We start from the raw sequence: 20,904 nt of genomic DNA, 5'->3' as shown, positions 1-20,904 counted from the left end.
CGGGCCCCCGGCCGGGGAGCCGATCACCGCAGCGGAGGAGTGTCGGCGCGGCCCCGTAGAATCGCCACGTGGCAGGACGGATCAACGACGAGGACGTGAAGGCGGTACGGGACGCGGTCCCGATCGACGCCGTCGTCTCGGAGTACCTCCAGCTGCGCAACGCGGGCGGCGGCAACCTGAAGGGCCTGTGCCCGTTCCACGACGAGAAGTCCCCCTCCTTCCAGGTCAGCCCGAGCAAGGGTCTCTTCCACTGCTTCGGCTGCCAGGAGGGCGGCGACACCATCACGTTCGTGATGAAGATCGACCACCTCACCTTCTCGGAGGCGGTCGAGCGCCTGGCCGGCCAGGCCGGCATCACCCTGCGCTACGAGGAGGGCGGGTACAACCCGACCCACCAGCGCGGCGAGCGCATCCGCCTGGTCGAGGCCCACAAGATCGCCGCCGACTGGTACGCGGAGCAGCTGGCGACCAGCCCGGAGGCCGACACCGGCCGCGCCTTCCTCGCCGACCGCGGCTTCGACCAGGCCGCCGCCGAGCACTTCTCCGTCGGCTACAGCCCCCAGGGCTGGGACCACCTCACCCGCTTCCTGCGCGGCAAGGGCTTCAGCGACAAGGAGCTGCTGCTCTCCGGCCTCGCCCAGGAGGGCCGCCGCGGCCCCATCGACCGCTTCCGCGGCCGGCTGATGTGGCCCATCCGGGACATCGGCGGCGACGTCGTCGGCTTCGGCGCCCGCAAGCTCTACGAGGCGGACAACGGCCCGAAGTACCTGAACACCCCCGAGACCCCGATCTACCGCAAGTCGCAGGTGCTCTACGGCATCGACCTGGCGAAGAAGGACATCGCCAAGGCGTCCCGCGCCGTCGTCGTCGAGGGCTACACCGATGTCATGGCCTGCCACCTCGCCGGTGTCACCACCGCCATCGCCACCTGCGGCACCGCCTTCGGCGGCGACCACATCAAGATCCTGCGCCGGCTGCTGATGGACAACGGCTCGGCCCGCGTGATCTTCACCTTCGACGGCGACGCGGCCGGCCAGAAGGCGGCCCTGCGGGCCTTCGAGGACGACCAGAAGTTCGCCGCCGAGACCTACATCGCCATCGCCCCCGACGGCATGGACCCCTGCGACCTGCGCCTGGCCAAGGGCGACGAGGCCGTCGCCGACCTGGTGGAGCCGCGCACCCCGCTCTTCGAGTTCGCCCTCCGCCAGATCGTGAGCCGCTACGACCTGGACACCCCGGCCGGCCGCGCCGCCGCCCTGGACGAGGCCGCCCCCGTCGTCGCCCGCATCAAGAACAGCGGCGCCCAGCACGAGGTCGCCGTGCAGCTCGCCGGGATGCTCGGCATCCTCGACACCCAGTTCGTGGTCAAGCGGATCGCCCAGCTCGCCCGCTGGGCCCGCGACCGCGGCGGCAAGGGCCCCGGCCCCGACCGGCAGTCCGGCGGCGGCTCCCCGCACGCCCACGCGTCCGCCGCCGCACCGGGCCCCCGCGCCGGCGGCCCGGCCCTCAATCTCCGCAACCCGGTCTTCGCCACCGAACGCGAACTGCTCAAACTCGCCCTCCAGCGCCCCGAGCTGGTCTCCCCGGCCTTCGACGCGTACGGCGTGGACGAGTTCACCGCCGCCCCCTACGCCGCCGTGCGCCAGGCGATCCTGGAGGCGGGCGGCGCCGAGTTCGGCGTCCAGGACCCGCAGGACTACCTGGTCCGGGTCCGCGACGCCGCCCCGGACGACACCGTCCGCGCCATGGTCACCGAGCTGGCCGTCGAGGCGATCATGCTCCACCGGGGCGTCAAGGGCGTCGACGAGGTCTACGCGGGCGCCCAGCTGGTCACCGTCCGCCGCCGCGCCGTCGAACGCCGCATCCGCGACATCACGAGCCGCCTGGCCCGCCTCACCGGCCACGGCGACCCGGCGGAGCTGGCCGCCGTGCAGAACGAGCTCTGGATCCTCCAGCAGTACGACCAGAACCTCCGCGTCCACGGCGCCGCCGCCCTCTGAGGCCCGCGGGTCACCGCCCGGTCACCGCGCGGACGCAAAAAGTCACCGCACGCCCCTCGTGGCGGCGATGTGTCGTACCCCACACTGGGGGGCGGTGCCTGAGTCCCCGGAGCGCGGCCGGGTCCCCCGATCCCCGCGGTTCCGACCAACGCGTACGGGGCGGACGGCGGCGTGCGAGCCGGCTCCGTCCCCGAAGTACCGCCGCCGGCCCCCGTCGGCCGCGTCCATCCTGGAGGTCGCCCCCGTGCAGACCCGGACCCTCACCCAGACCGACCCCTGTACCGACGGCGCGGAGCCGGACGCGGAGAGCGGCGTCCTCCTCGCCATGCCGCCGCAGCACCGTGCCGTGCACCACCCCGACCGGTCCGCCGGCCTCCCGGACGCCGACGGGCTTCCCGAGCCCGAGCCCGCCGGGCCCGTGGACCCCACCGGGCCCGTGGACCCCACCGGGCCCGCCGTGTCCGTGGAGCAAGGGGAGCCCGCGGACCCTGCCGAGCCCGCCGACCCCGCCGAGGCCGTCGCCTCCGTCGAACCGCCGCCGCCCACCCGCACGGAGAGCGGCGGACCCTCCTCCGACCTGTTCCGCCAGTACCTGCGGGAGATCGGCCGGATTCCGCTGCTCAGCGCCGCCGAGGAGGTCGACCTCGCCCGGCGCGTGGAGGCCGGGCTGTTCGCCGAGGAGAAGCTGCGGCTCACCCCCGACCTGGACAGCGGGCTCGCCCTGGACCTCGACCGGCTCGTCGTCATGGGCCGGGTCGCCAAGCGCCGTCTGATCGAGGCGAACCTGCGGCTCGTTGTGTCGGTGGCCAAGCGGTACGTCGGACGCGGGCTGACCATGCTGGACCTCGTCCAGGAAGGGAACCTGGGCCTGATCCGGGCCGTCGAGAAGTTCGACTACGCCCGCGGCTACAAGTTCTCCACCTACGCCACCTGGTGGATCCGCCAGGCCATGTCCCGGGCGCTGGCCGACCAGGCGCGCACCATCCGCGTCCCCGTCCACGTCGTGGAGCTCATCAACCGGGTGGTCCGCGTCCAGCGCCGCATGCTCCAGGAACGGGGCTACGAGCCGACGCCGCAGGAGGTCGCCGCCCATCTGGACCTGGCCCCCGAGCGGGTCGGCGAGGTGCTGCGCCTCGCCCAGGAGCCGGTCTCGCTGCACGCCCCGGTGGGCGAGGAGGACGACGTCGCCCTCGGTGACCTCATCGAGGACGGCGACGCCGCCAGCCCCGTCGAGTCCGCCGCGTTCCTGCTGCTGCGCCAGCACCTGGAGGCGGTGCTCTCCACCCTCGGCGAACGCGAGCGCAAGGTCGTCCAGCTCCGATACGGCCTGGTCGACGGCCGGCCCCGCACGCTGGAGGAGATAGGCCGCATCTTCGGCGTCACCCGCGAGCGGATCCGCCAGATCGAGTCCAAGACGCTCAACAAGCTCCGGGACCACGCCTACGCGGACCAGCTGCGGGGGTACCTCGACTGAGACCCGGCACGGCCCCCTCAGGCGTCCGGGCCCGCCGCCTTGCGGTGCTCGCGGGCCTCCGCACCGGCGCCGACCGCGACGCCGCACCCGATCCCGAGCGCGAGGCCGAGACCCAGGTTGCCGCTCAGCTGCCCGAGGCTGATGCCCAGGGCGACGCCGATGGGCAGCCACAGGCCCAGCGCCGCGCCCGGCCGGTGTCCGGCGCCCTCGTCCGTCCCCTCCGGTCCCGGGGGTCTCCCGCCGTCCGTCATCGTGTTCCGTTCCCCCTCGTGTCCGTGTCCGCGACCGCGACCGTGGTCGTGGCCGCGTGTCCGTGGCCGCTCGTCGCCGGCCGCGTGCTCAGTCGACCTCGGCGACCGCCTGCGCGAACTGCGCCGCGTACAGGCGGGCGTACCCGCCGTCGGCCGCCAGCAGTTCGCTGTGCGTGCCCTGCTCGACGATGGACCCATTCTCCATCACCAAGATCACGTCCGCGTCGCGGATCGTCGACAGCCGGTGCGCGATGACGAAGGACGTCCGCCCGTGCGCCAGCTTGGCCATCGCCTTCTGGATCAGCACCTCGGTACGGGTGTCCACCGACGACGTCGCCTCGTCCAGCACCAGGATCACCGGGTCCGACAGGAACGCCCGCGCGATCGTGATCAGCTGCTTCTCGCCCGCGCTCACCCCCGTGCCCTCGTCGTCGATCACCGTGTCGTAACCGTCGGGCAGCGTCCGCACGAACCGGTCGGCGTGCGCGGCCCGCGCCGCCTCCTCGATCTCCCCGCGCGTGACCTCCCGCGAAGCCCCGTACGCGATGTTCTCCGCGATGGTGCCGCCGAACAGCCAGGTGTCCTGGAGCACCATGCCCACGCCGGAGCGCAGCTCGTCCCGGGACATCTTGGCGATGTCCACGCCGTCCAGGGTGATCCGGCCGCCGGAGACCTCGTAGAACCGCATCAGCAGGTTGACCAGGGTGGTCTTGCCGGCGCCCGTGGGGCCGACGATGGCGACCGTGTGGCCGGGCTCCACCATCAGCGACAGGTTCTCGATCAGCGGCTTCTCGGGGTCGTACCGGAACGACACGTTCTCCAGCTCCACCCGCCCGCGCAGGTCCTCCGGCCGCGCCCCCGGGATCGGGTCCGCGGACTGCTCCTCGGCGTCCAGCAGCTCGAAGACCCGCTCCGCCGAGGCCACGCCCGACTGGACGAGGTTCGCCATCGACGCGACCTGGGTCAGCGGCATCGAGAACTGCCGGGAGTACTGGATGAACGCCTGCACGTCACCGATGGACAGGGAGCCCGAGGCCACCCGCAGGCCGCCGACGACCGCGACCAGCACGTAGTTCAGGTTGGACACGAACACCATCAGCGGCTGCATGATCCCGCTGTTGAACTGCGCCTTGAACCCGGCCTCGTACAGCGCCTCGTTCTGCTCGGCGAACTGCCGCGCCGACTCCTCCTGCCGCCCGAACACCTTCACCAGCGCGTGCCCGGTGTACATCTCCTCGATGTGCGCGTTCAGCGCGCCGGTCGAGCGCCACTGCTGGACGAACTGCGGCTGCGACCGCTTGCCCACCCGCGTGGCCACCACGAACGACAGCGGCACGGTCACCAGCGCCACCAGCGCCAGGATCCAGGAGACGTAGAACATCATCGCCAGCACGCCGATGATCGTCAGCAGCGAGTTGATCAACTGGCCCATGGACTGCTGGAGCGTCTGCTGGACGTTGTCGATGTCGTTGGTGGCCCGGCTCAGCACCTCGCCGCGCTGCCGCTGGTCGAAGTACGACAGCGGCAGCCGCGACAGCTTCGTCTGCACGTCCTCGCGCAGCCGGAACATCGTGCGGTTCACCGCCCGGTTCACCAGCCGCGTCGCCACCGCCATCAGCAGCCCGGCCGCGCCGAACACCGCCAGCGCCAGCAGCAGCACCTCACCCACCGCGCCGAAGTCGATGCCCTGCCCCGGCGTGAAGTCGGTGCTGCGCAGCATGTCGGCGACCTGGCCGTCACCGCGTTCCCGCATCGACTCCAGGACCTGCTCCTTCGTGGCGCCGGACGGCATGTCCCGCCCGACGATGCCCGCGAAGACCAGGTCGGTGGCCCGGCCGAGGATCTTCGGCCCGACCACGCTGAGGGCGACGCTGACGACGACGCACGCCACCAGCGTGAACAGGGTCGTCCGCTCCGGCCGGAACCGGGACATCAGCCGCTTGCCCGACCCCTTGAAGTCCATCGAACGCTGGTCGGGACCGCCCCCGGCCATCATGCGACCCGCAGGCCCCGCCATCAGGCAGCCTCCGCTTCCGTGAGCTGGGAGAGCACGATCTCCCGGTAGGTCTCGTTGTCCGCCATCAGCTCGTGGTGCCGGCCGACGCCGACCACCCGGCCCTCGTCCAGCACGATGATCCGGTCCGCGTCCCGGATGGTCGCCACCCGCTGCGCCACGATCACCACGGTCGCCTCGGCCGTCTCCCGCCCCAGCTCGGCCCGCAGCGCCGCGTCGGTCGCGTAGTCGAGGGCGGAGAAGGAGTCGTCGAAGAGGTAGATCTCCGGACGCTGCACCAGGGTGCGGGCGATGGCGAGCCGCTGCCGCTGGCCGCCGGACACATTGGTGCCGCCCTGCGAGATCGGCGCGTCCAGTCCGCCCTCCAGCGCGGAGACGAACTCCCTGGCCTGCGCCACCTCCAGCGCGTGCCACAGCTCCTCGTCCGTGGCGTCCGGATTGCCGTAGCGCAGGTTGGTCGCGACCGTGCCCGCGAAGAGATACGGCTTCTGCGGCACCAGCCCCACCACCCGGGCCAGCACCTTCGGATCGAGGGTTCGTACGTCCACCCCGTCGACCAGCACCTCGCCCTCGGTGGCGTCGACCAGCCGGGGGACCAGGCTCAGCAGGGTGGACTTGCCGCTGCCGGTCGAGCCGATGACCGCCGTGGTCTCGCCCGGCCGGGCCACCAGCTCCACATTCCTGAGCACCGGCTCCTCGGCGCCCGGGTAGCGGAAACCGGCGCCCCGCAGCTCCAGGTGCCCGTGCCGGCGCAGCTCGGTGACCGGCGCCTCCGGCGGGACGACACTGCTCCGGGTCCCCAGCACTTCCTGGACGCGCTCGGCGCACACCTCGGCGCGCGGCACCATCATGAACATGAAGGTGGCCATCATCACGGACATGACGATCTGCATCAGATAGGCGAGGAACGCGGTCAGGTCGCCGATCTGCATCCCGCCGCTGTCGATCCGGTGGGCGCCGAACCAGACCACCGCGATCGACGACAGGTTCACCACCGTCATGACCACCGGGAACATCAGCGCCAGCAGATTGCCGGTGCCGAGGGACACCTCGGTCAGGTCGGCGTTGGCCTTCCGGAAGCGCTGCTGCTCGTACTCGTCGCGCACGAAGGCCCGGATGACGCGGTTGCCGGTGATCTGCTCGCGCAGCACCCGGTTCACCGTGTCCAGCCGCTCCTGCATCGCCCGGAACAGCGGGCGCAGCCTGCGCACGATCAGCGTGACGCAGATCGCCAGCACCGGCACGACCCCGACCAGCACCCCGGAGAGCGGCACGTCCAGGCCGAGCGCCATCACGATGCCGCCCACGCACATGATCGGCGCCGACACCATCAGCGTGAACGTCATCAGGGCCAGCATCTGGACCTGCTGCACGTCGTTGGTGGTCCGGGTGATCAGCGAGGGCGCGCCGAAGCCGCCGACCTCACGCGCCGAGAAGGACTGCACCCGGTCGAAGACGGCGGCCCGCAGGTCCCGGCCGAGCGCGGCGGCGGTGCGGGCACCGAAGTAGACGGCGCCGACGTTGCCCACCACCTGCACCAGCGAGATGGCGATCATGAGGGCGCCGTAGCCCAGGATGTAGCCGGTGTCGCCCATGACGACACCGTTGTCGATGATGTCCGCGTTCAGCGTCGGCAGGTAGAGGCTGGCGCAGGTCTGCACGAACTGCAGCGCCACCAGCAGGGCGATGGGTTTCCGGTAGGGCCTGAGGTAGGCCCGCAGGAGTCGTATGAGCACGCTGGGTCTCTCGGGATCGGCGACGGGGCAGAGTAGTTGCCCCTGGCCCCTATCGTCGAACACTCCACCCGCGTTACCTCAACCGAATTAACCCAAGAGCGCGTCATATTCCGGCCTACGAGCGGTACGGGGCCCTCCGGTCAGGCGCGCAGCGCTCCCGGATGCGTCTGCTCCCGCACCGACACGAACTGCTGGCGCACCGCCTGCCCCACGGCCAGTTCCTCGCCCGGCTCCAGCACCTGGGCCACCGCGCCCTGCCAGACCGGGGGAGTGCGCGGGTCCAGCGTGCCCTGCGACACGCCCAGCGCCCAGGCCGCCTGCCGGGCCGAGCCGATCGCGGCGTAGTCGGCGGGCTGCGGCACGACGACCTGCGTCCCGAACAGCATGGGCGCCGCCGCCTGCACGGCCGGCAGCTCGGCCGCCGCGCCCAGCAGGAAGACCCGCCGCACGTCCACGCCCCGGCCGCGCAGCACGTCCAGGGCGTCCGCGAGACCGCACAGCATCCCCTCGAACGCGGCCCGCGCCAGGTGCTCCGGCTTCATCGACTCGCGCCGCAGCCCGGCCAGCGTCCCGGCGGTGTGCGGCAGGTTCGGCGTGCGCTCGCCCTCCAGATACGGCAGCAGCACCAGCCCGTGCGCGCCCGGCGTCGACTTCATCGCCAGGTCGGACAGGCTCTCCAGGTCCGGCAGGCCCAGCAGTTCGGCGGTGCCGCGCAGGGTGCGCACGGCGTTCAGGGTGGTGACGACCGGCAGGTGCATGCCGGTGGCGTCGGCCAGGGCGGTGATCATCCCGGACTGGTCGACGAGCGGCTCGGTGTGCACGGCCATCACGGACCCGGAGGCCCCCAGCGACACCACCGCGTCGCCCAGCCCGATGCCGAGCCCGAAGGCGGCGGCCTGGGTCTCGCCGGTCCCGGCGGAGATCAGCAGCCCCTCCGGCGTCGTACCGGCCGCGTCGGCGGGGCCGATCACCTCCGGCAGCATCGCCTGGTGCCCGAGGGCCAGCTCGACCAGATCGGACCGGTACGCACCGGTCGCCGCCGACCAGTAGCCGGTCCCGGAGGCCCCGCCCCGGTCGGTGGTCCTGCGCACCGGCCGCCCGAGCAGCTGCCACACCAGCCAGTCGTGGGCCTGCATCAGCACGGCGGTCCGCGCGGCCGACTCGGGTTCGGTCCGCGCCAGCCAGCGCAGCTTGGTCACCGGCTGGGGGGCCTGCGGTACACAGCCCACGGCCTGCGCCCACGCCTCGCGCCCGCCGAGCGCGTCGATCAGGTCGGCCGCCGCCACCTGGGAGCGCTTGTCCCCGCCCACCATGGCCGGGCGCACGGTGTTGCCCTGGGCGTCCAGCGGCACGACCGAGTTGGCCTGCGCGGACACGCCGATGGCCTGGACGCCCTCCAGCAGTCCGCCGCCGGCCGCCTCGCCCAGGGACAGCAGCCATGCCTGCGGATCGACGTCGGCGGGACGGCCCCCGCCCTCGGGGCTCTCCACCGGATGAGGCGCGTAGCCCTGCCGCAGCACGGCACCGGTGTCCGAATCGCAAACGACGATACGAGTGAAATCGGGCGAACTGTCCAACCCGGCGACTATCCCCATGCCCGAAATTCTGCCGTACCGGAAGAGGTGTCCGTACCCGGTGGGGGCACGGGGGCCGGGAGGGACAGGTGCCGCGGGTCAGGTGTTGCTGGTGCCCCAGTCGTCCGGGCCGCTGCCGTTGCGCTCGCGCAGCGAGCGGACCCGCTGGGCGACCGAGTCGGGCATCCGGTCCCCGACCTTGTCGCTCACCACGTGGTACGCCTTGTCGGCGAACTGCCTGCCCTGCTGGGCCGCGGACTCGGCGGTGTTGCGCACCGCCGGGTTCTGCGCGACCTGACGGGCGGACTTCCGCAACTGCTCGTAGCGTTCCCGCCCGGCCTTCGTGCCCAGCACGTAACCCACGGCGAGTCCGACGATGAACGTGAGCCGGTAACGCATGGCGGCCACCCTTCCCTTGCTCTGGCTCCGAGGCGCCGGGGAGTACCGATTGGCGGAGCACCCCCCTGCTTGCGCTAATGTATGTGTCGCAGCGAGCGCGCGCCCCCTGGCGAATACCCAGGCAGACGCGTTCGATGCGACACGAGACCTTCCTCGGTAGCTCAATTGGCAGAGCAGCCGGCTGTTAACCGGCAGGTTACTGGTTCGAGTCCAGTCCGGGGAGCTCGGTCCTCCGTAGCTCAATTGGCAGAGCAGCCGGCTGTTAACCGGCAGGTTACTGGTTCGAGTCCAGTCGGGGGAGCACGGTGAACGAGGGCCCCGCAGGGGGTCCTTTTTCATGTCCTCGGCCTGGTCGGGAACCACACGGCACGCTGCGGAGTCCTCAAGGTCATGAAGGCGCAGCGGTAGCCGACCAGCCGAGGCAGGAGATCGTATGAGCGGCTATGCTGCGGCAGACGGCGCGCACAGATGTACGCGACACGCCGCTATGGGGCGGTAGCTCAGCCGGTTAGAGCAGCGGACTCATAATCCGTCGGCCGTGGGTTCGAGTCCCACCCGCCCCACTCCGCGCCACCTCTGCAGAAACCTTTTCTGGACGGTGGTGGCCGTGCCGGGCTATCCGGCCGGACCGATCTCCGTGGCGTCCTCGTCGTCGCGCTCACCCTCCGCCTGGGACGGTGTGGTGTGCGGCACGTCCGGGATGTCGTCCCGTTCGTCGTCGCGTTCGCCCTCGGCCTGGGACGGGGTCGGCTCGCTCATGGTGGTCCCTCCTCCTGCCGGACGCGGTCGCGGGCCGAGTACCCCGCCCGCGTCCGCCGCACCGCACCGTGCCCGGTTTCAGCGGCGCAGCCGCGCCAGCGCCGTCCGCAGGGCCGCGCGCACCTGCGGCGGTGGCGGCGGGCCGTCGCTCTCGGCGCCGGCGGTGACCGCGGCGGCCACGGTGCGCAGCTTGGTGTTGGACAGCTGGGACGCCTCCCGCAGGATGTGCCACGCCTCGTCCGACGTGCAGGCGTGCAGCGCCATCAGCACGCCCCGGGCCTGGTCGATGACCGGGCGCGAGGCGATCGCCCGGCGCAGCTGGGCCACCTCCTCCTGGAGGACGTGCAGCCGCTCCTCGGGGGCCTCGCGGGCCCCGTCCCGCGGCGGTGGCCCGGGCCGGTGGGCCGTGGCGCCCAGCGGGTCGGTGGTGTCCAGGCCGGCCAGCTCCAGGAACCGCAGCGGCTGGCCGTGCCAGTTGGTCGCCGACACCGGGACCGCCTGCCGGTGGCTGTAGCCGCCGAGCAGGTCCAGGAACTGCAGCCCGGCCGCGTCCATGGAGACCACGCCGCCCATGTCCAGGTCGACGCGGCCGACGCCGGCCGGCAGCGCGGCCAGGGCCTCGGCCAGGATGTCCGCGCACCCGTGGACGAGCCGTCCCCGTGGGGCGAGCAGGGCCCGCCCGGCGACCACCCGGCCGTCGATGACCAGGGTGGCCGGCCTCCCCGCCAGACGTGGTGGTGCCGCAGAGGTCATGTCACCGCCTTGTCCGTCCATGTTCGTCCCCGGCCGACGTCCGCGACGCCGCACGGCCCCGCCCGGCGGCGCTGTCGGTGCGCCTGCCCGCCGTACGGGTGACTACACCCGGGTCCGGGGAACGGACGGCCTGCGGGCGGGTGCGGGCGCCGCCCGCCGGCCGGGACGCGGACGCGCGCGGCGGGTGGTCGGGGCGCCGGTCACAGCGGCGCCCACCAGGAGAGGGCCGCCCCGCCGCCGTCGTCCGAGACCGTCAGCCGTACGCCCTCGACGCCGTCCGGCGAGCGCGCGCCCGCCTCGACCGAGACGTCGACCCGGGAGAGGCCCGGCCGCCCGGCCGCGTCGTCCAGGGCCCGGCGCAGCGCGGTGAGCAGACGGTCCCCGACCCGGTCCGGCACCAGGGTGTCGACGGCGCCGGTGAAGTGCGTGGACGGCGGGAAGCCGAGCCGGGCGGCGGCGCACGCGGTCTCCCGCAGCACCCGGCCGCGCAGCCCGGTGGGCGGGCCGGCCGGCGGCTGCTGAAGGGCGAGGATCGCCGTACGGACCTCCTGGACGGTCGACCGCAGCTCGTCCACCGCGCGGCCCAGGAGGTCCCGGACGTCCTCCGCGTCCGGGCGGCGCCGCGTCGACTCCAGCATCATGCCGGTGGCGAACAGCCGCTGCACCACCAGATCGTGCAGGTCCCGGGCGATGCGGTCGCGGTCCTCGTAGACCGCCAGCCGCTCCCGGCCGCGCCGGGCGTCGGCGAGGACCAGGGCGAGCGCGGCCTGCGAGGCGAACTGCGTCGCGAGCAGCCGTTCGACGGCGGTGTACGGGCGGTCGCCGCGGCGGCGGGGCAGGGCGAGGGTGCCGATCAGACGGCCGTCGGCCCGCAGCGGCAGCATCATGCTCGGTCCGAAGCGGTGGCGCACCCGGGTCGTCATGCGCGGATCGGTCGCCGAGTCGGAAATGAAGACGGGTTCCCCGCCGAGCAGTTGTTCCAGGACCGGGCTGCCCGGTGTGATCGTCGCGCCGACGATGCCGTCGGGGTCCTCGGGGGTCGAGGCGGTCACGATCTCCATGCCGCCCTCGGCGGTCGGCTGCAGGATCACGCCCGCACTGGCGCCGGCGAGCAGCCGGGCCCGTTCGGCGACCGTCGCCAGCGCGTCGTCCGCGCCCTCCCCGGTGAGCAGCGCGTTGGTGACGGCGGCGGCGCCCTCGATCCACCGCTCGCGCTGCCGGGCCGCCTCGTACAGCCGGACGTTGCCGATCGCGATGCCGGCCTGCGTGGCCAGGACCCGCAGCAGTTCCTCGTCCTCGGCCGTGAACGGGGCACCGCCGGGCGGCCCGGCCAGCAGCAGCTCGCCGAACTCCTCCTCGCGCACCAGGACCGGCACCCGCAGCCGCGGCCCCCGCTCCGGCAGGTCGCCGCGGTCCTGGGTGCGGATCTCGGCGAGGCCGTCCCGGGCCGGGTCGGCGGTGGTCAGGGCCGCCCAGGACGCGCCGGTCAGCTCGGCGGCGCCGTCCACGACGTGCTGCAACGTGCTGCGCAGGTCGAGGTCGGTGCCGACCTCCAGGACCGCTTCGAGCAGGCGGGTCAGTCGGGGCGCGGGCTGGGTGGTCATGCCGTCCGGCTCCGTGCGTCTCTTCGGTTCCCCGGCTTCCGTCCTCCGGCGCCGCGCCTCAGTCGGCCGACGTCGGGTTCAGCGCCAGCGGCTCGATGCGGCCCTCCAGCATGGTGCCGAGGCCCTGGACCGCGCAGACGTCGGGGCGTTCCGCGATGTGCACCGGCATGCCGGTCGCCTGACGCAGCATCTGGTCGAAGCCCGGGAGCAGCGCGCTGCCGCCGACCATCATGATCCCGCGGTCGGCGAGGTCCGCGACCAGATCCGGCGGACAGTCGCGCAGCACCTTGCCGATGCCGTCGAGCACGCCGGTCAACGGCGTCTGGATGGCGTTGCGCACGGCGGCCGTGTCGACCCGCACGCTGCGCGCCAGCCCGGTCGCCACGTCCCGGCCGTGGATCTCGGTGGAGGCCGGGCCCTGAGGGGTCAGCCCGTTGCCGGACAGGGCCACCTGCAGCGGGCGCACGGACTGGCTGGGCAGCACCAGTTCGTGCTGGTGGCGCAGGTGCTGCACGATGGCGTGGTCGACGGCCTCGCCGCCCACCGGGATGCGCTCCGCGGTCACGATCGAGCCCAGGGAGAGCACCGCGACCTGCGTGGCGTGCGCCCCGCACACCATGATCATGGTCGCCTCCGGCTGCTCCACCGGCAGTCCGCAGCCGACCGCCGCGGCGATCAGCGTGTCGACCAGTTCCACCCGGCGTGCGCCGAGGCCGACCAGCGTCTCGATCGCCGCCCGCTGGGAGAGCGGGTCCGCGTCGTGCGGGGTGCACACGGCGGCGCGCAGCCGGGGCTTGCGGCGCAGGGCGCGGCGGATCTTGTCGCCGAGCAGGTGCCGCAGCATGCGCTGGGCCATCTCGATGTCGACGACCGTGCCCCCGGACACGGGCCGCACGACGCGGATGTAGCCGGGGGTGCGGCCGGTCATCTTCTCCGCGAACTCGCCGACCGCGATGAGCGCGCCGGTGCGGGTGTTGACCGCGGCGGCGGACGGCTGGTCGACGACGAGCCCGGCACCCTTCACGTACACGCGGGTCCGCGCCGCGCCCAGGTCGACGGCGAAGTGGCAGCGACGCAGCGCCTCCAGGCTGGCGGTACTGGCGGTCATGGCGGATCCTCCCGAGAGCGCGGACCGTGCGGGACCGGCGGGTGGCCGGTCTCCTTGGCATCGTGCGGGCGAAAGGAGGCGGTCGCGCCTTGGAGGGGGCCGGGCGGGGGGCCGCCGAACGGGCGGTGCCCGGTCAGCGGCCGGCGGGCGCGGCCGCTCCCGCGGCGCCGGCCCTCCCGGCCAGGTGGTACCAGCCCGTGTCGTCGTCCAGCGGCCGGAACGTGCTCGCGGCGAGCACGGCGTCGGCCTGCCCGCTCTCGTACGCCACGTAGTAGTACAGGAAGTCCACCAGGGCGACGATCGCCTGGGCGCCGGAGGCGTCCAGCGCCGCGCCGACCGACCGGGGATCGGCGCGGAAGGTCTGCTCCCGGCCGCCGTCCGGGCGGAACTCCGCCTGCCAGAAGTCGGCCCGCAGCCGCAGGCCGCCCAGCCGCGCCAGCTGCCGGGGCAGTCCTTCGACGGTGGCCCGCAGCAGGGGGGTGGCATCCGCCCGCGGCGCCATCAGGACGAGCAGTCCCTCCTCGCCGTCGTCGAGCAGCTGGTACGCGTCACCCCGCAGGCCGCTGTCCGCCAGCAGGTCGGTGACCATCTCGTGCAGCGCCGAGCGGGCCCGGGCGTCCCCGGGGCCGTCGGCGAACGCGAAGTGCACGCCGTCGCGGAAGTCGGTGTCGCTCTCCCCGCCTTGCCCGCTTTCCCCGCTTTCCCTGCCTTCCCCTGCTTCTGCCTCCCGCTCTTCCCCCTGCCCCTCCTCTTGCTCTTCCGCCTCCCGTGCCGGCTTGCCGGGCTTCGGCTCCGGGGCGGCCTCCGGCTCGGGGGCGTTCTTGGCCGGCGCCTCGTACTCTTCCCACGGGCCCTCGTCCGCCGGTCCGGTGTGCTCCTCGCGCAGCTCCCGGCCCAGCGCGACCAGTGCCGGGCTCCGCCCGCCGGACAGCTCGTACTCCTCGTACACCTCGAGTGCCTCCTCGCCCCGGCCCTGGCGGCGCAGCGCGAGCAGGTACAGCCGGCGGAAGTCCTCGCGGTGCGGGTGCGCGCGCAGCAGACCGGCCAGGTCGTCGGCGGCACGGTCGTGGTCGCCGAGGATCAGGTCGAGTTCGGCCCGCTTGGTGTGCAGGGCGAGGCGCAGGCGGGTCAGGCGGGTGCGGGCGGTGCGGGCGGCCGGGCCCGGCACGTCCGCCAGGGGCTCCGGGCCGCGCCACAGCGCCAGCGCCCGGGTGACCAGCTCGCGGGCCTCGGTCGGCGCCCCCCGCAGCCGGGCCGCGTCGGCGCGGCGCACCAGCTCGTCGCAGCGCACCACGTCCACGTCGTCGGCGCTGGTGTGCAGGGCGTAGCCGTGGGCCGAGGTCGTCAGCGCCCCCGGACCCAGCAGGTCCGCCAGCTCCCCGGCCGCCCTGGTCACCTCCGCCCGCGGGTCGCGCGGCTCGTCGCCCGGGTCCCAGAGCCCCCACCTCAGCTCCTCGTGCGTCACCGTACGGCCGTGCTTGAGCAGCAGCGTGGCGAGCAGGGCGCGCACATCGGGCGGCAGCGCGGGCATGCCCTCCGGCAGGTGGACCCGCAGCGGGCCCAGGGCGCGGTACCGGCGCGGCTCGTACGCCTCCCGGGCCCGGACCAGCAGGTCGGGGTGGGCCAGCAGGTCCCGGCCCCGGGTCTGGGTCTCCAGCGACGGGAACATCAGCTGGTCGAAGGCGTGCGCGTAGTCGATGCGCAGGGTCTCGGGCAGCCGGTCCAGCCGCCGGGACTCGACGGGCACGGTCAGGCGCGAGGTCCCCGAGGTCAGCGTCAGCATGAGGTCGCACAGGGCCCGCAGGTCCTCGGAGCGCCCGGCCGGACCTGAGGTACGTCCCGGTTCGAAGAGGCTGAGCCGGGCCGTGCCGTCCGGCAGCAGGACGACCCGGGAAGCCTCCAGGCCGCCGTGTGTGACGCCCGCCGCGTGCAGGGCGCCGAGCGCGCGGGCGAGCTGCGCCCCCACCGACACCGTCAGCGGCGCCGGCAGCCGCCGGCCGTTGGAGCGGGCGAGCGCGTTCAGCGCGATGCCGTCCAGGTACTCCATGACGACGTACGGGACGTCCTCCTCGACACCGCCGTCGAGGACGGTCACCACGTGGGGGTGGTCGATGCGCGTCAGGTGCCGGACGTGGCGCGTGAAGGCCCGGCGCGCGGCCGGACCGGGGAGCGGGTCGTGCAGCCGGACCGTCACCGTCCGGTTCGTCTCGGTGTCCTCCGCCAGCCACATCCTCCCGGCCGGCGAGAGTCTGCGCACCGGCCGGTAGCGCGCGGCCAGCACCGGCGGGAAGGGAGAGGCGGCCGGCGGCCGGGCGGGCGCGGCGAGCTGCCGTGCGCTCTCCTGGCTGATCGCCGCGAACGTCTCGTCACCGTCGGCGCGTTCGGTCCCGTCCCGGGCGGGGATCAGCGCGCTGAACTCGCCGGGCGAGCGTCCCGCGCGCTCGTCGATCAGGCCCCCGGTGCGCAGCAGCAGCTCGTGGGTGCGGTCGCGGGCGGTGCGGGGCAGTCCCCGCAGCAGCAGTTCGCGGACGCCGGGGCGGAAGGCGTACGAGCCGGGTGGCCCGGGGACGGTGGAGAGCAGGCCGCTGAGGATGACCTCGGCCAGGTGACTGGGGAGCGGGTCGGGTTCGACGGCGGCCTGCACCAGCCGCATCACCGGCAGGTCGGGGCGGCCCAGCGCGAGGTGGCCGGCCAGCCGGAAGGCCTGCGGGGACGCGTGGGAGCGGAACCGCAGGACCAGTTCCCGGGCGGACAGCCGCGAGAGGTCGGCGCGGTCCTCGGCGTCGGCCGGCAGCGGGCGGTGCAGGACGGCCGCCGCGCCCGGGTGGTCGGTGCCGCCCGGACTCGCGACCAGGGACGCCCAGTTCGCCAGCCACTCGGGGCCGGGCTCCAGCACCGGGACGTGCACGGCTCCCCGGGGGGCCCGGGGCACGGTGGTGTCGTACGGCGTGAAGGCCAGCGCCGCGCTGGGCGCCGCCCGGTGCGGGGCGGACAGCCGGCCGGGGACGGGCGGCAGCGCGGTGTCCCGCCACAGCTGCTCGGGCAGCGGCTGGAGGACGGCGAGGGGCGTGCGCCGGGCCCAGCGGCGCAGGGTGGCGAACCACCGTGTGCCCGACGGGCCCTCCCGCCACTGCGGTCCCATGCAGTCGCTGATCAGCAGGGTGACGGTACGGCCGTCGGCGGGCGCCTCGGCTCCGTCGCCGCGGACGGTGCCGTCGGCCTCCGCGCGGTGCAGGGTGACGGTGCGGAAGACGCCCGACTGGGCGAGTGCGGCGTGCAGTTCCCGCACCAGGGGCTGCCACACGGGCATCGTGGGGCCCGCGTCGTGCACCAGGTTAAGCCGCAGCCACCGCTCCCGCACCGGTCGCAGCACCGGCAGCCACCACTCGGGGTCCGCGCCCAGCCGGGCGATGCGGTCGGCGGTCGCGGACTCGTCCACCTCCCGGCCCACGGGCGCGTCGGCGCGGCGCTTGAGCGGGCGCAGCGACCGCTGGAGCGCCAGCGGGTGGCGCAGCATCGGCGGGGCGGGCGCCAGCAGGGCGCGGTGCGGTTCGGCGGTCGCCGTGCCCGGGGCCGGGGCCTGGGGCGGGGCGGGCAGACGCAGCGGGCTGCGGGGACCGGGCGGCCGGGGCACCGGGGGAGCGGGAGGCGGCCGGTCGCCCCGGTCGTCCGGCCGGGGCTCGGGGGTAGGCCGCGCCCGCGGACCGGTCGTGGGCCGCGGGGGTCGCGTATCGGCCCGCGGGTCCGGTGGATCGGCCGGGACCGGCGGGTGCGGTCGGTCCGAGGGGTCCGGCGCGTCCCGGTCCGCGGGCTCCATGTGCCCCGCCAGCCACAGCAGTTCCGCCAGCTCCAGCGGTGTGGGGCGGTCGCCCGAGGACGCCCGGCCGAGGACGTCGGCCAGGCGGGGCAGGGGGTCCGGTGGTCCGGGACGGTCGGCCGGCATCAGAACGCGTCGGGCTGCGGGGACCGGCCCAGGTACGGCATCAGCTGCTCCGCCAGCTCGTCCAGGGTCTCGGCGCCCAGACCGGAGGAGCGGGCCAGGTAGATGGCGTTGAGGAGCTGGTCGGTGGCCAGGTCCCCGCTGCCCACCCGGGCGAGGAACCGGTCGATGAGCTGCCGGGCGTAGGCGTCGGGCTCGCCCAGGTGGGCGCGGACGATCTCGGCGAGGTGGCCGTCGTCCGGCTGCCGCAGGCGCAGCGAGACGCAGCGGCGCAGGAAGGCCGGCGGGAACTCGCGCTCGCCGTTGCTGGTGAGGACGACGAACGGGAAGGCGTTGCAGCGCACCCGGCCGCGTTCGACGGGCACCCGCTGGTCGGTGCCGTCGATCAGCACCTCGGCGCGCCCGCCGGGGATGTCCCGCGAGGCGCGGACCAGTTCGGGGATCTCGTACTGGCCCTCCTCGAGGACGTGCAGCAGGTCGTTGGGCAGGTCGAGGTCGCTCTTGTCGATCTCGTCGATGAGCAGCGCGCGCGGACGGGCGTAGGGCAGCAGGGCGGTGCCGAGCGGGCCGAGGCGCAGATGGTCCTCGATGCCGGTGCCGCCGGCCGGCTCGCCGGGGCGTTCGGCGGTCCGGCGGGCGGCGTACAGGCGGGAGAGCGGGTCGTAGGTGTAGAGGCCGTCGTGGAGGGTGCTGCGGCTGGTGATGTTCCACCTCAGGACCGGCCCGAGCCTCAGCTCCCGCGCGACCGCGTAGGCCAGCGACGACTTGCCGGTGCCGGGCGGGCCGGTGACCAGCAGCGGGCGCCGCAGGTACAGGGCCGCGTTGACCAACTGCACGGTCTGCTCGGTCGCCTGGTAGGTCGTGGCGCGGTGGGCGCGGTCCGGGGAGGCGTCCGGGCGGTCGTCGTCGTCACCCGGGGGGTCGAGCAGGGGGTGGCCGTCGAAGTCGCGCCAGGGCGGGGGCGGGGGCAGCCTGGTGATGCCGTCGTGGGGGTCCGGCGCGCCGGTGTAGACGGGCCACAGGGGCATGGTTCTTCTCTCCGTGCGATCGGTACGGCGGGTGGTTCCCGGGGTGGGGGAGCGGGGCGGGGATCAGCCGACGGGCGAGTTCAGCGGGGCGGCGGGCTCGGCGAAGCACCGGGGGTCGTCCCACAGCAGCTGGACGTCCCGCGCCCAGTGCTCGTCCGGCGCGTCCGCCGCGTCCGCGGTCTCGCGCAGCTCCATGACGAGGCGGGGGAGGTCCGACGGCGGCACCCCCGCCACGGAGACCGCGAGCCGGTCGAGGAACGCGGTGCCGGAGCAGGCGCCGTCGTGCCCGTCGCCGGGGCAGCCCACGCGCGGCCACAGCAGGACCGGGACGGGGAGGTTGAGGCCGACCTCGAAGTGCTCCCGGGCCTCCGGGGGCGCGGCGGCGAACCCGGCCAGCTCCGCGTCGTCGCGCAGTCGCCTGCGCAACCCGGCCGGCCGCTCCCGCGTCCCGCAGTCGACGCGGTGGAGGGTCTCGCCGGTGCTGACGCCGAGCTTGCGCCACCTCTTGCGCAACTGGTGGCGCAGCCGCCCGCTGCGGTGGCGGTGGCGGTCGGTGACGACCAGCGGGTAGGCGCAGCCGAGCGGGGTGGGATCGTCCTCGCTGCACGCCCAGTGCGCGACCGGTTCGTTGAGCCACTCGCGGGGCAGCACGAAGGTGATCAGTTCCTCGGCGCCGGGGTCGAGGTGGGTGAACGCCTCGTCGATGCGCTCCTGCACGAAGGACCGCACCGCGCCCCGGGCCATCCGGCGCGAGCCCACCGGGCGGCGTCGCCCGTCCCGGTAGGCGGACACCTCGACGGTGACCTGGTCGGCGCCGGCCCCGCTGTGGTCGATCTCCACGACGATGGGCGACCACCTCGCGGGCCGGGGCGAGGCCGGCCGCGACCCCTCCAGCCTCCCCTCCAGCCGGTCGGCGAAGCGGGCCACGGCGTCCGGCTCCGGCACCTCCCACTGGACGTAGGCGGCGGCCTCGCGCAGGGAGGCGAAACCGCCCTCGGGCAGCGGCGGGGCGAAGTCGTCCACGGCGGAGACGTACAGCCGGTTCGGGTCGCACACCAGCCCCGTCTCCTCGGCCCGGCGCACCAGCGCGTACAGCCGCCTGCGCGCGTCGGACCGGTGCCCCGGCGTCGGCACCAGCTCGCCCAGCTCGGGCCAGTAGCGCGCCATGACCTCGACCGGCAGCATCCGCCCGACGCGCACGTCCCGGGCGCCCGCGACGGCCGAGACCATGCCGACGACCGTGCCGTCGGCCAGCGTCACCGCCGCCCCGCTGAAGCCGGCGGCCAGCGGCTGCCCGTGTCCCGTCAGCGCCTCCAGCTGGACCCACTCGTCGGAGATGAGCGGGCCGGGCACCGCGCGGTAGGAGGCGAGCATGCCCTCGTCGTACCCCTTCGGGAAGCCGTAGGCGACCAGCTCCGGGACGGGCGCGGTGCGTTCGGCGCCCGGCGGCGCGAAGACGGCCGGGGCGAGCGGCACCTCGCGCTCCAGTTCCAGCACGGCCAGGTCGCCCGGGTCGGCGGCGCCTCCGCGCCAGCCGCCGTGCACGGCGACCGTGGCGGACAGCTCGCCCAGCTCCCGGCGGCCCGGGAAGGACACCGTGACCGCCGCGTCCCGGCTCCACCGCACGACATGGGCGCAGGTGAGCAACCGGCGTCCCGAGACCAGGAATCCGGCGCCGACCTCCGGGCCGCACGCGACACGGGCGTGCCACGCGGCACCGCTCATGACCGGTCCGCGGCGTCCGTGCCCTCCGGCCGCTCCGGGGGCCGGGGCGACCAGCTGAGCTTCACCACCAGATGCCCCTCGGCCGCCCCCTTGGCGATGACCGCGCCGGTCTCCGCGGTCAGCCTGACCCCGAACTCCAGCTCCACGGAGTCCGGACGCAGCGAGCCGTCGCGGAACACCCGCAACGCGGAGACGGCCGCCGCCCGCACGCCCTCCAGGGACCCCTCGAAGGTGCGTGCCGCACGGGCTGGTCCGTCACCGCGCGAGACCAGCCGGGCGCCGTCCTCGTCCTCGACGCACTCGACGACCACCCGCGCACCGTCCTCGGTGCTGAACTCGACCAACCCGTCCATCAGCCGTTCGCTCCCCGTATCCCGTCCGTACCCGTGCGGAACCTCATTGTGACGGACGGTACTTGGCGCCGTCCCGCGCGCCGCCGTCGGCCCCGGGCCGCCCTGGCGGAAACCCGCCAGGGCGCCAATCCGCCACCTTCGGTCAACTCCCGTGCCCCGCAAGCCCCCTGAGACTGCTCTCAGCAC

At 74.3% G+C, this 20,904-nt stretch carries 14 protein-coding genes, 3 tRNA genes and 1 pseudogene; 5 read left to right on the top strand and 13 right to left on the bottom strand.

The window, feature by feature from the left end; all coding sequences use genetic code 11:
- Positions 1-68: 68 nt before the first annotated feature.
- Both dnaG and ACFZP7_RS11725 read left to right on the top strand, forming a co-directional pair.
- Positions 69-2,000 carry a DNA primase gene (gene dnaG, locus ACFZP7_RS11730; protein WP_031014635.1) on the top strand — a complete coding sequence of 644 codons (1,932 nt, stop codon included), beginning with the start codon at positions 69-71 and terminating at the stop codon, positions 1,998-2,000.
- Positions 2,001-2,098: 98 nt separating this feature from the next.
- Positions 2,099-3,474, top strand: a pseudogene (locus ACFZP7_RS11725) (sigma-70 family RNA polymerase sigma factor).
- Positions 3,475-3,491: 17 nt separating this feature from the next.
- Here the strand turns inward: ACFZP7_RS11725 and ACFZP7_RS11720 are convergent.
- From ACFZP7_RS11720 to ACFZP7_RS11700, 5 genes are all read right to left on the bottom strand, one after another.
- A complete protein-coding gene (locus ACFZP7_RS11720) occupies positions 3,492-3,725 on the bottom strand; it encodes a hypothetical protein (RefSeq protein WP_031014639.1) in 234 nt (77 codons plus the stop codon).
- A gap of 88 nt (positions 3,726-3,813) precedes the next feature.
- A complete protein-coding gene (locus ACFZP7_RS11715; protein ID WP_385634366.1) occupies positions 3,814-5,742 on the bottom strand; it encodes an ABC transporter ATP-binding protein in 1,929 nt (642 codons plus the stop codon).
- A complete protein-coding gene (locus ACFZP7_RS11710; protein ID WP_019326345.1) occupies positions 5,742-7,475 on the bottom strand; it encodes an ABC transporter ATP-binding protein in 1,734 nt (577 codons plus the stop codon). The genes ACFZP7_RS11715 and ACFZP7_RS11710 overlap by 1 nt, the downstream gene beginning before the upstream one ends.
- Positions 7,476-7,615: 140 nt before the next feature.
- A complete protein-coding gene (locus tag ACFZP7_RS11705; RefSeq protein WP_029393529.1) occupies positions 7,616-9,070 on the bottom strand; it encodes an FGGY-family carbohydrate kinase in 1,455 nt (484 codons plus the stop codon).
- Positions 9,071-9,148: 78 nt separating this feature from the next.
- Positions 9,149-9,448, bottom strand: coding sequence for a YtxH domain-containing protein (locus tag ACFZP7_RS11700; protein WP_019326343.1), 300 nt, complete (start codon positions 9,446-9,448; stop codon positions 9,149-9,151).
- A gap of 150 nt (positions 9,449-9,598) precedes the next feature.
- Between ACFZP7_RS11700 and ACFZP7_RS11695 the strand changes: the two genes are divergently transcribed.
- The 3 genes from ACFZP7_RS11695 to ACFZP7_RS11685 all read left to right on the top strand — a co-directional run bounded on the left by ACFZP7_RS11695 (position 9,599) and on the right by ACFZP7_RS11685 (position 10,011).
- A tRNA-Asn gene (locus ACFZP7_RS11695) sits at positions 9,599-9,671 on the top strand.
- A 5-nt stretch (positions 9,672-9,676) separates the two neighbouring features.
- Positions 9,677-9,749: transfer RNA gene (locus ACFZP7_RS11690), tRNA-Asn, on the top strand.
- A gap of 188 nt (positions 9,750-9,937) precedes the next feature.
- Positions 9,938-10,011, top strand: a tRNA-Ile gene (locus ACFZP7_RS11685).
- A gap of 52 nt (positions 10,012-10,063) precedes the next feature.
- Here ACFZP7_RS11685 and ACFZP7_RS11680 read toward each other — a convergent pair.
- From ACFZP7_RS11680 to ACFZP7_RS11645, 8 genes are all read right to left on the bottom strand, one after another.
- Entirely contained in the window at positions 10,064-10,207 is a 144-nt protein-coding gene (locus ACFZP7_RS11680) for a hypothetical protein (RefSeq protein ID WP_019326342.1), read from the bottom strand.
- A 78-nt stretch (positions 10,208-10,285) separates the two neighbouring features.
- Positions 10,286-10,960 carry an ANTAR domain-containing protein gene (locus ACFZP7_RS11675; RefSeq protein WP_355514106.1) on the bottom strand — a complete coding sequence of 225 codons (675 nt, stop codon included), beginning with the start codon at positions 10,958-10,960 and terminating at the stop codon, positions 10,286-10,288.
- Positions 10,961-11,160: 200 nt separating this feature from the next.
- The gene (locus ACFZP7_RS11670) at positions 11,161-12,564 is read right to left on the bottom strand and encodes a GAF domain-containing sensor histidine kinase (protein ID WP_385634365.1); all 1,404 of its coding nucleotides are present in this window, start codon (positions 12,562-12,564) and stop codon (positions 11,161-11,163) included.
- Between the two features lie 58 nt (positions 12,565-12,622).
- Entirely contained in the window at positions 12,623-13,672 is a 1,050-nt protein-coding gene (locus ACFZP7_RS11665; protein WP_019326339.1) for a rod shape-determining protein, read from the bottom strand.
- Between the two features lie 133 nt (positions 13,673-13,805).
- Positions 13,806-17,615: an SAV_2336 N-terminal domain-related protein gene (locus ACFZP7_RS11660; RefSeq protein WP_385634364.1), complete on the bottom strand. Its 3,810-nt coding sequence runs from the start codon at positions 17,613-17,615 to the stop codon at positions 13,806-13,808.
- Positions 17,615-18,640, bottom strand: coding sequence for a MoxR family ATPase (locus tag ACFZP7_RS11655; protein ID WP_019326338.1), 1,026 nt, complete (start codon positions 18,638-18,640; stop codon positions 17,615-17,617). Before ACFZP7_RS11655 ends, ACFZP7_RS11660 begins: the two co-directional genes overlap by 1 nt.
- Positions 18,641-18,703: 63 nt before the next feature.
- Complete coding sequence (locus ACFZP7_RS11650) at positions 18,704-20,365, bottom strand: trypsin-like peptidase domain-containing protein (RefSeq protein ID WP_385634363.1); 1,662 nt, start codon at positions 20,363-20,365, stop codon at positions 18,704-18,706.
- The gene (locus tag ACFZP7_RS11645; protein ID WP_019326336.1) at positions 20,362-20,718 is read right to left on the bottom strand and encodes a CU044_2847 family protein; all 357 of its coding nucleotides are present in this window, start codon (positions 20,716-20,718) and stop codon (positions 20,362-20,364) included. Before ACFZP7_RS11645 ends, ACFZP7_RS11650 begins: the two co-directional genes overlap by 4 nt.
- Positions 20,719-20,904: the final 186 nt, after the last annotated feature.

It is taken from the genome of Streptomyces sp. SudanB5_2050, from assembly GCF_964272335.1.
GTDB lineage: Bacteria > Actinomycetota > Actinomycetes > Streptomycetales > Streptomycetaceae > Streptomyces > Streptomyces rochei.
Note: the sequence above shows the minus strand (reverse complement) of the source record. Positions and strands in the feature narration are given on the sequence as shown.

What these genes read in the sequence shown, in the direction of transcription:
- ACFZP7_RS11665 (WP_019326339.1), bottom strand. Translation starts at nt 13,672, where the DNA reads ATGACCGCCAGTACCGCCAGCCTGGAGGCGCTGCGTCGCTGCCACTTC.
- ACFZP7_RS11680 (WP_019326342.1), bottom strand. Translation starts at nt 10,207, where the DNA reads ATGAGCGAGCCGACCCCGTCCCAGGCCGAGGGCGAACGCGACGACGAA.
- ACFZP7_RS11705 (WP_029393529.1), bottom strand. Translation starts at nt 9,070, where the DNA reads ATGGGGATAGTCGCCGGGTTGGACAGTTCGCCCGATTTCACTCGTATC.
- ACFZP7_RS11675 (WP_355514106.1), bottom strand. Translation starts at nt 10,960, where the DNA reads ATGACCTCTGCGGCACCACCACGTCTGGCGGGGAGGCCGGCCACCCTG.
- ACFZP7_RS11715 (WP_385634366.1), bottom strand. Translation starts at nt 5,742, where the DNA reads ATGGCGGGGCCTGCGGGTCGCATGATGGCCGGGGGCGGTCCCGACCAG.
- ACFZP7_RS11650 (WP_385634363.1), bottom strand. Translation starts at nt 20,365, where the DNA reads ATGAGCGGTGCCGCGTGGCACGCCCGTGTCGCGTGCGGCCCGGAGGTC.
- ACFZP7_RS11655 (WP_019326338.1), bottom strand. Translation starts at nt 18,640, where the DNA reads ATGCCCCTGTGGCCCGTCTACACCGGCGCGCCGGACCCCCACGACGGC.
- ACFZP7_RS11700 (WP_019326343.1), bottom strand. Translation starts at nt 9,448, where the DNA reads ATGCGTTACCGGCTCACGTTCATCGTCGGACTCGCCGTGGGTTACGTG.
- ACFZP7_RS11670 (WP_385634365.1), bottom strand. Translation starts at nt 12,564, where the DNA reads ATGACCACCCAGCCCGCGCCCCGACTGACCCGCCTGCTCGAAGCGGTC.
- ACFZP7_RS11645 (WP_019326336.1), bottom strand. Translation starts at nt 20,718, where the DNA reads ATGGACGGGTTGGTCGAGTTCAGCACCGAGGACGGTGCGCGGGTGGTC.
- ACFZP7_RS11660 (WP_385634364.1), bottom strand. Translation starts at nt 17,615, where the DNA reads ATGCCGGCCGACCGTCCCGGACCACCGGACCCCCTGCCCCGCCTGGCC.
- ACFZP7_RS11720 (WP_031014639.1), bottom strand. Translation starts at nt 3,725, where the DNA reads ATGACGGACGGCGGGAGACCCCCGGGACCGGAGGGGACGGACGAGGGC.